Here is a 12,662-nt window from a genome sequence, read left to right on the forward strand (position 1 = left end):
TTTTTATTGTACAAAAATAAGATATAGTTTTTAGATTATAGCATAAATTTTAACATATAAAATAGTCTCTAAAAAGTCTGTCGGTTTAAATAAGTTACCGAAATATAATTTGCTTTCAGTAATTATTTAGTTAAGATAAAAAAAGAGAAAAATATTTTATGGATGGCTCGTCGCTAGTAAAAATTGTGCACTTTTTTCATGTTATTTTTATTATTAAATATTTATCTGATTATCAAGTAGTTATTTGTTTGCTCTGTATGGCATATCAACTGCGTATTTTTTTTAGCTAACAAATTGGTTATTAAGATTATAAATCAATTTTAGAATATTAATGGTAGTTTTATATGATTTTGGCAAATATTGCGTTAATTTGGTTTAATTGTATTTACAAGTTAAATTTTAGCAAAACTTGCCAAGAATAACTATCAGTAATACGTAATTTTGCTTTACAAAAAAGATATACTTTTTAGAATATGGAGATAAATTTAATTAGCGATACTATTACCAAACCTACAAACGAAATGTTGCAGTATATGTTTAACGCTCATGTTGGCGATGATGTATACAGACAAGATCCTACAGTTATTGAGTTGGAAACCAGAGTCGCTGAGTTTTTTGGTATGGAGGCCGGACTATTTTTTCCGTCAGGAACCATGGCCAACCAAACCGCTATAAAATTACATACACAACCCGGAGAGCAATTAATTGCAGATAAATTTGCACACGTTTATAATTATGAAGGTGGAGGAGTTTCGTTTAATAGTGGCGTTTCTTGTTGTTTATTAGATGGAAATCGAGGTATGATTACCGCAAATCAGGTAGCAGCAGCCATTAACGATCCGGAGTTTTATCATAGTCCGTTAACGAGTTTGGTTTGTGTAGAAAACACAACCAATAAAGGAGGCGGAGCTTGTTATGAGTTAGAAGATCTAAGAGAAATAAAAAAAGTTTGCGATGCCAATAATTTAAAATTCCATTTGGATGGAGCCAGAATTTGGAATGCACTGGTAGCTAAAAGACAAAATCCGAAAGATTTTGGTGCTATTTTCGATACTATTTCGGTTTGTTTATCAAAAGGATTGGGAGCTCCAATAGGCTCTATTTTGTTAGGTAGCAAAGCTGATATTCACAGAGCGTTGAGAATCAGAAAGATATTGGGAGGAGGAATGCGTCAGGTGGGTTATTTGGCTGCAGCTGGATTATATGCTTTGGCCAATAATATCGAAAGATTGGCAGAAGATCATCGACGTGCAAAAGAGATCGCAGCAATTTTAAGTACGAAACCCTGGGTATCTCATATTGAACCTGTAGAAACTAATATTTTGATTTTTTCATTAGCAGAGGGCTATAGTGATCAGCTTTTGATTGAAAAATTGAAACAAAAAAATATTTTGATAAGCTCAATGGGGCACAATAAATTAAGGGTTGTAACTCATTTAGATTATAAAGAAGTAATGCATACTTATGTAATTGAAACGCTTCAGAAGTTTTAATTCCTATTTTAAAAAAATAAAAAAAACCGCCCTTAATTTAAAGGCGGTTTTTAAGTTTTTATCTAAATTTATATTTAGATTTTTTCTCCGTAATATGCTTTACGCATAATTTCTTCCATATCTTTTACTAAAGGTAAACGAGGGTTTGCCGGAGTACATTGATCTTCAAAAGCATTCATGGCAAGTATATTCAGTTTTGCAAGCCATTCTTTTTCATCAAGACCTTGTTCTTTAAAACTCATTTTTATTCCTACTTTTTTACCCAATTCGTAACAGGCCTGAGCATAAACCTGTGGACCGTCTTTTGGTCCTTTTGCAGGAAGACCTAACACCTGGCAAATTTCGAAATACTTTTGATCTGCTTTATAAGTAGAGTATTTAGGCCATACCGAAAGTTTTCCGGGAACTTCGCCATTGTATTTAATAACATAAGGCAATAAAATGGCATTTGTGCGACCGTGCGGCGTATGGAACATTCCTCCAATTTTGTGGGCCATAGAGTGAGAAATTCCTAGCATTGCATTAGCAAAAGCCATACCTGCAATTGTTGATGCATTGTGCATTTTATCGCGTGCCTCGTCATCATTTTTACCGTCAAGGTAGGTTCTCTCCAGATATTGAAATACCATTTTAATAGCTTGCAGCGCAAGTCCGTCTGTGTAATCATTCGCTACAATAGAAACGTATGCTTCTGTTGCATGCGTAAGTACATCCATTCCGGTATCTGCAATAACTGACGGAGGAACAGTTTTCGTTAACTCAGAGTCAATAATAGCAACAGTAGGCGTAAAAGCATAATCTGCCAAAGGATATTTTTTATTGACAGAATGATCTGAAATTACGGCAAAAGGAGTTACTTCTGAACCAGTTCCTGAGGTCGTTGGTATACAAATCATTTTTGCTTTTGTTCCTAAAGTTGGAATTTTTACCGCACGTTTACGAATATCCAGGAATTTTTGTTTGACATCATCAAACGAAACCTGAGGTTGTTCGTACAGTAGCCACATAACTTTGGCAGCATCCATAACAGATCCTCCTCCTAATGCAATAATACTATCCGGCTGGAACTCACACATTGTTTCGGCACCTGCTCTGGCAGTTTCAATGCTTGGATCCGGTTCTACATTAGAGAAAATTCTAATATCGACTTTGTTGGCACGACGATTTAATACGTCTATAATTTTTTGAACAAAACCAAGTTTTAGCATACTCAAGTCAGTTACGATCATAACTTTGTCAAGAGATTGCATTGATTTTAAATATTGAATCGAGTTAGGCTCGAAATAGATTTTTGAAGGGACTTTGAACCACTGCATATTATTGTTTCTTCTACCAATTCGCTTGATATTGATTAAATTTATTGCTCCAACATTTCCTGAAACAGAGTTTTTTCCATAAGATCCGCATCCAAGGGTAAGAGATGGAATAAATGAATTGTAAACGTCTCCGATACCTCCAAAAGTCGAAGGAGAGTTCCAGATTACACGAATGGCTTTTACTGCCACTCCAAATTCTTTGGCTATTTTTTCATCTTTTGTATGAATGGCTGCTGAGTGTCCTAATCCGTCAAATTCGACCATTTGTTCAGATAATTTTATACCTTCAGCAGTTGAATTTGATTTTAGAATTGCCAGTACAGGAGAAAGTTTTTCTCTGGTCAATGGCTCGTTTACGCCAACTTCTGTTACTTCTGCTGCAATAATTACAATATTTTCAGGTACCGAGAAACCAGCTTGTTGTGCAATCCATTGCGGAGACTTTCCAACAATATTTGGATTTAATTTTGCACCACCGCAGTTTACACCTTTTGCAGTAACTCCAAACATTAATTCTTCTAGTTTTGCTTTTTCTTTTTCATTAGCAAAATAAACATGATGATGTTTAAAAGCTGCTTTTGTTTCTTCATAGATTTCTTTATCGATAATAGCAGCTTGTTCAGAGGCGCAAATCATTCCCCAGTCAAATGATTTTGAAAGTACAATGTCATAGACAGCTTGTTTTATATTGGCGGTTTTTTCGATATAAGCGGGAACGTTTCCGGCACCAACACCCAGCGCAGGTTTACCACAAGAATAAGCGGCACGAACCATTGCGTTTCCTCCGGTAGCCAGAATGGTTGCAATTGTAGGGTGATTCATCAAAGCATTTGTTGCCTCTACCGATGGATATTCGATCCATTGAATACAATTTTCCGGAGCTCCTGCAGCAACTGCAGCATCACGAACTACAATTGCAGCAGCTTTAGAACATTGTTGAGCCGAAGGATGGAAACCAAATATAATTGGATTACGGGTTTTAAGGGCGATTAAAGCCTTGAAAACAGTAGTAGAAGTAGGGTTTGTTGTTGGTGTTACACCACAAATTACTCCCACTGGTTCTGCAATTTCTACAATTCCGGATAATTGATCTTCTCCTATAATACCTACGGTTTTTAAATTTTTTAAGCTATTGGTTACATTTTCAGCAGCAAACATATTTTTGGTTGCTTTGTCTTCAAAAATACCACGGCCTGTTTCTTCAACAGCATGCAAAGCAAGTTCGCCGTGTTTGTCTACGGCAGCAACAGAGGCTTTGGCCACAATATAATCAACTTGCTCCTGATTAAGGTCCAGGAATTGTTCCAGAGCAATTGCTCCTTTTTTGGCAAGTTCTTCGACATGAGCAATAGCATCAACTTTTAGAGTTTCCTTTACGGTATCTTTTACTAATCCAGCACTTTGTTTTTCTGCTGTTTTGTTTTCGGTTCCATTTGGACTTAAAGTTTTCTCATTCATAATAATTTGTGTTATAGTTAATATTCACTTTTAATGCAGTTTTATAGATTGTGATAACTAGTTATTTTATGGACAAAAGTTTTTTTGAGTCTGATGTATAATTAACTCTAAAAATCTATTTTGTAACTAATTTCTTATCCTGTGTTTTGTGTTGTTTTTACTGTTTTTGATTTGACTTATCCTTACAAATATTCGCTTACTAAAGAAAAAATATTGATGCGGTTTTACTTCTGATAAAAATAAAATCCTGTTGGTTTTAGCTTTTTATCTGTATCAAATATCAAGACATATCAAGAGAATAAAGCTGATATTTGTCAGTCGAAAAAAAAATCTACGCAAACGTTTTCTGTTGAAAGTCACTATTTTATGCTTAAAAAAACGAGCTAAAAAGAAGTATGGAAAGGGGGAGTTTGCGATCTTTAAAAAAAGAAAAAGCAAGTAAATTTATAGTGGTAAAAAAAACGTAAAGACAGAACTATTTCGATTGCAACAAAGAAATTTTAAAAGAAAAAAGAGTAGGAGAAAGACATAAAAAAATCCGATTCATTTAGTTAAAAATGTATCGGATTTTATTTAAAAGAAGTAAAAAAAATCTCTTATTTGAATAAATTATCCATTCCTGGAATCATTGGCATATCCATTTTTGCAACAGCATCAAGTTCTTGTTCGTTAACGCTTGTAGCTCTTTCAATTGCCTTATTTAGCGTTACTACCAAGTAATCCTCTAATTGTTCTTTATCTTCAAGCAAAGAATCATCAATAGAGATCGATTTTACTTTTCTATTTGCAGTTAATGTTACCTTTAGTAATCCGTCAGCGCTTTGTTCATCAATCAAAACAGTATCTAAACGCTTCTTAGTATCTTCAATTTTTTGTTGGGTTTCTTTAAGTTTACCCATCATTCCCATTAAATCCATTTTTGTTGATTTTTTAAATTGTTTCGTACAAAATTAGTATATTGCTTTATCATATCAATAGAATATTTTATGAAAAAATTAATTTGGTTCTATTGTCTTTGTAGTATTTTTGCTCCTTCGTATTTAAAAACTAATGCTTAATCAATGCAAAACGATATAATGGCTCCACAAGCCAAAGAAATTCCAAAACCATTAAAAAAACATAAAGAAACACGAATTGATAATTATTTTTGGTTAAATGACCGCGAAAATTCCGAAGTTATTGATTATCTGAATCAGGAAAATTCATATTACCAGAAAATGACCTCGCATACAAAAGAGCTTCAGGAAAATTTGTATGAAGAGATGAAAGGCAGAATAAAAGAAGATGATTCATCAGTTCCTTATTTTTATAATGGTTACTATTATATCACTCGTTTCGAAACAGGTCAGGATTATCCAATATTTTCAAGAAAAAAGGGAAGCCTTTCGGCAGATGAAGAAATCTTATTCAATTGCAATGAACTAGCAAAAGGCCATACTTATTTTAAACTGGGAGGTTTAAGTGTGAGTCCCAATAACAAATTTGCCAGTTTTGGAGTTGATATTGTGGGAAGAAGAATCTACACGATTCAGATCAAAAACTTAGAAACAGGCGAAATTTTATCAGATAAAATCGAAAATGCAACCGGAGGATCTGTTTGGGCAAATGATAATAATACTATTTTCTATACCAAACAAGATGAGGTGACTTTAAGAGCTGATAAGGTTTTTAGACATAAATTAAACACAGCATCTACTACAGATGTTTTAGTTTTTAATGAAACTGATGATACTTTTAATGTTTCTGTAAGCAAAGAAAAATCAAGAAAATATATTGTAATAGGTTCAGGAAGCACTTTGACGACTGAATACAGAATTTTGAATTCAGATACTCCTGATGGAGAATTTGTTGTGTTCCAGCCTCGTGTTCGTGGTTTAGAATACAGTATTTCGCATTTTGAGGACTCTTTTTACATTTTAACGAATAAAGACAAGGCAACCAACTTTAAGTTGATGAAAACGCCTGAAAATAAGACAGGAAAGAGAAACTGGACAGACGTTATTCCGCATCGAGAAGATGTTTTGCTAGAAGATATCGAAATTTTTAAAAATTATCTGGTCGTTGAAGAACGCTCAAACGGTTTAAATCATATTCGCATCATGCCTTGGAACGACGATGCAGATTATTATCTTCCTTTTGGCAGTGAAACGTATAACGCTTACACGACAACCAATATCGATTTTGATACAGATGTTTTACGTTACAGTTATCAATCGCTGGCAACGCCTTCGTCTGTGATTGATTTTAATATGAAAACTAAAACCAAAGAAATCTTAAAAGAGCAACAGGTTTTAGGCGGAAAATTTGATAAAGAAAATTATATTGAAGAGCGTATTTGGGCAACTGCCAGAGATGGTGTAAAGGTGCCAATTTCGATGATTTATCGTAAAGGATTACAAAAAAATGGTAAAAATCCGTTATTGCTCTATGCATACGGATCCTACGGAATTACAATGGATACTTATTTCTCATCGACGCGACTTTCGTTATTAGACCGTGGTTTTGTATATGCCATAGCACATATTAGAGGCGGAGAAGATTTAGGAAGACAATGGTATGAAGACGGAAAACTGTTAAAAAAGAAAAATACCTTTACAGATTTCATTGATTGCTCTAAATTTGTAATTAACGAAAATTTTACATCTCCTGAACATTTATATGCCGAAGGAGGATCTGCAGGAGGACTTTTGATGGGCGTAATTATAAATGAAGCTCCGGAATTATATAACGGGGTGATTGCTCAGGTGCCTTTTGTCGACGTTATTACAACAATGCTAGACGACAGTATCCCATTAACAACAGGAGAATACGACGAATGGGGAAACCCAAACAATAAAAAATATTACGATTATATGTTATCTTACTCACCGTATGATAATGTAAAAGCACAAAACTATCCCAACATGTATGTTTCTACTGGATTGCATGATTCGCAGGTACAGTATTGGGAGCCAGCTAAATGGGTGGCTAAATTGAGGAATCTAAAAACAAATAATAACCTTTTATTTTTAGATACCAATATGGATGCAGGACATGGTGGAGCTTCTGGACGTTTTGAAGCTTTAAGAGACTTAGCAAAGGAATTTAGTTTTTTATTAGATTTAGAAAAAATTAAAAGCTAATTAGAAATTTTTTGTTAAATTTGCAACCTATCAAGGGTATTTAAAAATACCTTCGATTAACTATTTTTTTATGAAAGAAGAAATAAACGCTTATAATAATGTTTTAGAGTTAATAGGTAATACCCCACTTATTAAGCTAAATAAAATTACCGAAGAGTTAGAAGGTAATTTCTACGCAAAGGTAGAAGCTTTTAATCCAGGACATTCCTCAAAAGATAGAATAGCGTTATATATTATTGAAGAAGCTGAGAAAAAAGGAATCCTAACGCCAGGTGATACGATCATTGAGACGACATCAGGTAATACGGGCTTTAGTTTGGCAATGGTGAGTATTATAAAAGGGTATAATTGTATTTTAGCAGTAAGCTCAAAATCATCGAAAGATAAAATTGACATGCTGAGAAGTTTAGGAGCAAAGGTTTATGTTTGTCCCGCACACGTTTCGGCAGATGATGAGAGATCTTACTACAACGTAGCCAAACGTTTGCACGAAGAAACAAAAGGCTCAGTTTACATCAATCAGTATTTTAATCAATTGAATATTGATGCCCACTATAACACTACCGGACCTGAAATTTGGGAACAGACAAAAGGACAAATTACACATCTTGTAGCTTGTAGCGGAACCGGAGGAACTATTTCCGGAACTGCAAAATTCCTAAAAGAGCAAAACCCAAATATTAGAATTCTAGGTGTAGATGCTTTTGGGTCAGTTTTAAAGAAATACCACGAAACAAGAGAATTCGATAACAAAGAAATTTATCCGTATCGTATTGAGGGTTTAGGTAAAAACCTTATTCCATCTGCTACAGATTTCGACATCATCGACAAGTTTATTAAAGTAACTGATGAGGAAAGTGCTCACTCTGCCAGAGAGATCACCAGAAAAGAAGGATTATTTGTTGGATATACTTCAGGAGCAGTAATGCAGGCCATTAAACAATACGCAGAGGAAGGTGAATTTACTAAAGACAGTAATATTATCGCTATTTTCCCCGATCACGGTTCTCGCTATATGAGTAAAGTATTTAGCGATGACTGGATGAACGAACAAGGATTCTTTGACAGTGTCAATGAAGAAGAAGTTCAAAAAATTGAATTTGTAAAGTAGTTCAACTGCTTTTTTTTAATATAAAGCTCCATTCGTAAAATCGAATGGAGTTTTTTTTTGTGCTTTGTAAAGAATTTTTGATTGGTCTGCTAAGTTTTAGCATTAATCACGTTATTATCAAGTGTTAATGTTTTAATTTTATTTGCGAATACCGTATTTATACGTAAGAAATTATATTTTTAAATGATTTTAATTTATCATTTTTATAAAATGACTATTAGTATAATAATAAACTTAAGATTTTGAAATCCTCTATTTTTGTTATTTAAACGATTATTTAGGTTCGTTGTCGAATAAATTTCAGGTCGAATGCATAATAATATAGTTTAGCAGTGTTAAAAGACACAATGTTTTTTAATCCCTAAATCACTATTATGAAAAAATTACTACTCACTTTAATGTTTGTAAGTTATTTGAATGTTAATGCTCAAAATCCAATTGAGGAGTTTAATTTCAATGGGACTTTAAATAATACAGCTAATACCACTTCTTTTATTGGAGCAAACAATTTTGTTACAGACAGAGCCGGATTGGTAAAAGGAGCGCAACGATTAACTAATAAAGCTATGGAAGCCGTTGTGGATGATCTTCCTCAGGGCAATAGTCCAAGATCAGTTAGTATATGGGTAAAATTAAATGATATTGCTTCTGCAAATTATATTTGGGGTTATGGTACAGCTTATAATGCACAATACTGTGGCTTATTACAGCAAGGAACCACTTCTGCTAACTCAGATTTAAGTTTGGCTGGTTGGGGAGCTTCTAATGATGTAATTGTTTCTACTCCGATTGCAAAAGATACCTGGTACAATTATACGATAACTTACGAGGGAAAAGTTTCTAAAATATACCGTAACGGAGAATTATTAAAATCTGTAGATGGAATTACACGTGCTACAAAAGGGAATATTTTTAGACTTGGGGAAATAAATACAACAGTGGGTATTAATGCTGATATAGACGACTTAAAAATCTATGATGTCGCTTTGACTGCCGAGCAGGTTGTGGCATTGTACAATAGCTCTAAACCTGTTAGAATAGCTGCTGTTGAACCAGCAACTACTGCAAAAACAATAAAAAAGGCCGCGGTTAAATCAAGAACTGGTACAAAGCCTACTTCTCCAACAATTATTGCACCGGCGGATCTTAATGATGTCACGAAAAATGTTGAAGTGTTCTCGCAAGGAGAGAAGATTTATGGAAACGATAATAATACAATCAGTATAAGTAATCTTCCTGAAGGAACCTATTTGTTGAAAATAACAAACGCAACTTCAAAAAAGATAACTTCAAATTAAAAAGAACATTTTATTTTTTAGTGAGTATTGCTTTGATTAAGTCTCAATTTATTTTTTTAGATAGTAAAGGCCTTGTAAAGTTTTGCTTTAGGTGGCCTTTTGATTATTTCTTTGATGTAAAAAAAAATTTTGTAAAGATGTTTTTACAAATGGTAATAACAATGTCATTTAGTTTTGATTTTTATTAATTAAAATAAGAATATCGTACTTATACTCAATAGTAGTTTGGTAACTTTGAATAAAATTTATAGTTTTAACAAAAAATATGAAACTACAATTGAATTTTAAATGAATGTAATTATTAATTTTTATTAATTGATTGCTATGTAGTTTTAATTTAGTTTGTGCATTATATTATAATTTGGTGTTTGTAAGAACACTTTTTAAAATCCCCTAAAATCTGTTACATATGAAAAAATTATTACTGACATTACTGTTTGTAAGTTTTTTAAATACCAATGCCCAAAATCCGGTTCAGGAATTCAATTTCAATGGAAATTTGAACAATACCGATAATACAATCTCATTTTTAGGTGCTCCTAATTTTGTAAATGACAGAATGGGAGTCGCAAAAGGAGCACAGCGCCTCACTAACAAAGCGTTGCAGGGTGTAGTAGGAGATCTTCCTCAAGACAACAAACCGAGATCAATATCTATTTGGATAAAATTTAATACTATTACTTCGGTAAATTATATTTTTGGCTATGGCAGCGCAGTAAATACTCAGTATTTTGGTTTATTGCAGCAAGCTGTATCATCAGGAAATTCAGATTTAAGTCTTGTGGGATGGGGAGATACAAATAATACTATAGTTTCAGTTCCTCTTGCAAAAGACGTTTGGTACCAATATAGTGTGACTTATGATGGTAGTAAATCAAAAATATACCGTAACGGAGAATTATTAAAATCGGTTGAAGGAGTTTCGCGCTTAACAAAAGGATATATTTTGAGATTAGGTGCGTTGAATGGTACGGTTGGGATAAATGCTGATGTAGATGATCTTAAAATATACAGCGTTGCAATGACAGATGAGCAAGTTATGGAATCTTATAATAGTTCGAAACCAACTACTACAGCTGTAACGGAAAATGCTCAGTCTTCTAATGCAATAAAAAAAGCTAGTCCTGCAAAAGCTGTAGTTGCTGCAAAATCGTTACCGTCTGTTTCGGCTAGTACAACTGAAGCAAATACTGGTTCTAAAACTGTTGAGGTTTTCTCGCAAGGAAAAAAAATAGCCGGAAGTAATGCTTCTAATATTGGAGATTTACCGGAAGGAACATATTTGATTAAAGTGACAAATAATCCTTCTAAAAAGTAAATTACAATATAAATCAAATCTTAAATCGGATTTCTAATTGCATTTTGTATTAGAACGTGATTTAAGTTTTTGCAAATAGAAAAACGCCTTCTGATTTAGAGAAGGCGTTTTTTATTATTTCTTTTTCTGTTGTCCGGGAGCATATGCTTTTGCACTTTTACTTCCTGACATTTTTTTAGCTTGTCCTGGTGGAATTTTGCCAGGACTGCTATGGTGTACATGAGTACTACATCCAACAACACTAACGACTACAAATAAAACTACCATAACTATTACGGCAACTTTAGTATATTGAGAGTTTTTCATAAATATCTTTAATTTCTTGTTTCGGAGCAAATATATGAGATAATATGCTTTTTAAACGATCCAGAGCTTATTTAGAGTATATATAAACAATGAGAGCGAACAAAAATCCTTGAGAAATTAGACGTCTTTATTGCACTGAAAAAGTTTACATATTTTTATATTGCCTTATACTAAGTTTATTCTAAAAAAGAGCCTTCTAAAACACGATCGTTCGGATATGTCAGATTTAGACAACGATAGCGCGGAAATTCTTTCCGTGCCCGCAAAGTATATCAATTTAGAAGAACTAACTTAAATTAATTTCTAAATCTGCATGATTGTCATTGAAGTAGAAAAACAATCTCTCAATTTAATAGATTTCTTTAATTATGACTTTTTTCTTGTGTCTTATAGCAACGGGCACGGAAAGAATTTCCGCGCTATCGTTGCGTTAATATATCTGAGCGATCGGGATTTCCTCACTATCGTTGCGTTGATATATCCGAGCGATCGGGGCCTTCTGAGTTTAGTTTTCAGAAGGCTTTTTGAATATTATATTTTATAAATAGAAAAAAAAATATTTAATTCTTTAAAAGTGAATTAACTAGATGATCAGCGTTTCTAGTAGTTTCAGGAAGCCTGTAGTTTGGGGTTAATTTAAGGATCCAAGAAATAGCTGTATTAATTGAAATTTTATGACCAACAGATACATACATTGGATTGATATTATCTTGTGTTCTTAATACCTTTCCAACCAAATTATTATTATAAATTAAGTCTTGTGTATTTCCTCTTTTTAAGCCTAAAAGATTTTTATCATAACTACCAACTAATCTTTTTTTTGCGCATCCAATTGTTGGAATATTTAACTCTATTCCTAAATGTGTTGCCATGCCAATTCCTTTCGGATGAGCTATTCCCTGGGCATCACAAACGATTAAATCTGGTTTAATTGTTAGTTTTTTAAAGGCCTCAATTAAAGGTGGAATTTCTCGAAAAGAAAATAAACCAGGAACATATGGGAAAGTAATTTCCATTTCATGTGACACTTCCTCAACAACTTTAAAAGTAATTGAATCTAAAATAACTATTGCTCCAATCATTTTATCTGAGGCGTCATTATATGCAACATCTACTCCTGCAATATATTGTATAGGTAATACTAATTGATCTTCTTTGATTACTTTTTCGCTCAGACTATTTTGCAAAGCATAAAGTTGCTTAAATTCTGGTTCTTCATGAAATAAATTGTCATTCATTT

General features: G+C 33.2%; 8 protein-coding genes and 1 pseudogene. 5 read left to right on the forward strand and 4 right to left on the reverse strand.

Annotation, left to right across the window (positions count from 1 at the left end; translation table 11 throughout):
- The first annotated feature begins 473 nt into the window (after positions 1–473).
- Entirely contained in the window at positions 474–1,493 is a 1,020-nt protein-coding gene (locus B0M43_RS12515; protein ID WP_065447920.1) for a low specificity L-threonine aldolase, read from the forward strand.
- Positions 1,494–1,567: 74 nt separating this feature from the next.
- Here B0M43_RS12515 and adhE read toward each other — a convergent pair whose 3' ends face one another.
- Both adhE and B0M43_RS12525 read right to left on the reverse strand, forming a co-directional pair.
- Complete coding sequence (adhE, locus tag B0M43_RS12520; RefSeq protein ID WP_078008107.1) at positions 1,568–4,267, reverse strand: bifunctional acetaldehyde-CoA/alcohol dehydrogenase; 2,700 nt, start codon at positions 4,265–4,267, stop codon at positions 1,568–1,570.
- Positions 4,268–4,863: 596 nt separating this feature from the next.
- Positions 4,864–5,190, reverse strand: a pseudogene (locus B0M43_RS12525) (YbaB/EbfC family nucleoid-associated protein); the annotation flags it as partial.
- Between the two features lie 138 nt (positions 5,191–5,328).
- Here B0M43_RS12525 and B0M43_RS12530 point away from each other — a divergent pair.
- From B0M43_RS12530 to B0M43_RS12545, 4 genes are all read left to right on the forward strand, one after another.
- Positions 5,329–7,389 (forward strand): S9 family peptidase, encoded by a 2,061-nt coding sequence (locus tag B0M43_RS12530; protein ID WP_078008106.1) that lies wholly within the window; start codon positions 5,329–5,331, stop codon positions 7,387–7,389.
- Between the two features lie 70 nt (positions 7,390–7,459).
- The gene (locus B0M43_RS12535; RefSeq protein ID WP_065447924.1) at positions 7,460–8,500 is read left to right on the forward strand and encodes a PLP-dependent cysteine synthase family protein; all 1,041 of its coding nucleotides are present in this window, start codon (positions 7,460–7,462) and stop codon (positions 8,498–8,500) included.
- Between the two features lie 374 nt (positions 8,501–8,874).
- Positions 8,875–9,798: a LamG domain-containing protein gene (locus tag B0M43_RS12540; protein ID WP_078008105.1), complete on the forward strand. Its 924-nt coding sequence runs from the start codon at positions 8,875–8,877 to the stop codon at positions 9,796–9,798.
- Positions 9,799–10,207: 409 nt separating this feature from the next.
- Positions 10,208–11,116, forward strand: coding sequence for a LamG domain-containing protein (locus tag B0M43_RS12545; protein ID WP_078008104.1), 909 nt, complete (start codon positions 10,208–10,210; stop codon positions 11,114–11,116).
- Between the two features lie 114 nt (positions 11,117–11,230).
- On the opposite strand, the gene B0M43_RS12550 is transcribed toward B0M43_RS12545, so the two are convergent.
- Together B0M43_RS12550 and nfi are read right to left on the reverse strand one after the other, a co-directional pair.
- Complete coding sequence (locus tag B0M43_RS12550; protein ID WP_078008103.1) at positions 11,231–11,422, reverse strand: hypothetical protein; 192 nt, start codon at positions 11,420–11,422, stop codon at positions 11,231–11,233.
- 560 nt (positions 11,423–11,982) lie between these two features.
- Entirely contained in the window at positions 11,983–12,660 is a 678-nt protein-coding gene (gene nfi / locus B0M43_RS12555; protein ID WP_210418052.1) for a deoxyribonuclease V, read from the reverse strand.
- Positions 12,661–12,662 lie beyond the last annotated feature (2 nt).

Origin of the sequence: Flavobacterium sp. KBS0721 (assembly GCF_002007065.3) — a bacterium.
In the GTDB taxonomy this organism is placed as follows: domain Bacteria; phylum Bacteroidota; class Bacteroidia; order Flavobacteriales; family Flavobacteriaceae; genus Flavobacterium; species Flavobacterium piscis.

Excerpts from the sequence above, each read along its gene's own strand:
- B0M43_RS12515 (WP_065447920.1), top strand. The coding sequence starts at position 474 with ATGGAGATAAATTTAATTAGCGATACTATTACCAAACCTACAAACGAA.
- adhE (WP_078008107.1), bottom strand. The coding sequence starts at position 4,267 with ATGAATGAGAAAACTTTAAGTCCAAATGGAACCGAAAACAAAACAGCA.
- B0M43_RS12530 (WP_078008106.1), top strand. The coding sequence starts at position 5,329 with ATGCAAAACGATATAATGGCTCCACAAGCCAAAGAAATTCCAAAACCA.
- B0M43_RS12535 (WP_065447924.1), top strand. The coding sequence starts at position 7,460 with ATGAAAGAAGAAATAAACGCTTATAATAATGTTTTAGAGTTAATAGGT.
- B0M43_RS12540 (WP_078008105.1), top strand. The coding sequence starts at position 8,875 with ATGAAAAAATTACTACTCACTTTAATGTTTGTAAGTTATTTGAATGTT.
- B0M43_RS12545 (WP_078008104.1), top strand. The coding sequence starts at position 10,208 with ATGAAAAAATTATTACTGACATTACTGTTTGTAAGTTTTTTAAATACC.
- B0M43_RS12550 (WP_078008103.1), bottom strand. The coding sequence starts at position 11,422 with ATGAAAAACTCTCAATATACTAAAGTTGCCGTAATAGTTATGGTAGTT.
- nfi (WP_210418052.1), bottom strand. The coding sequence starts at position 12,660 with ATGAATGACAATTTATTTCATGAAGAACCAGAATTTAAGCAACTTTAT.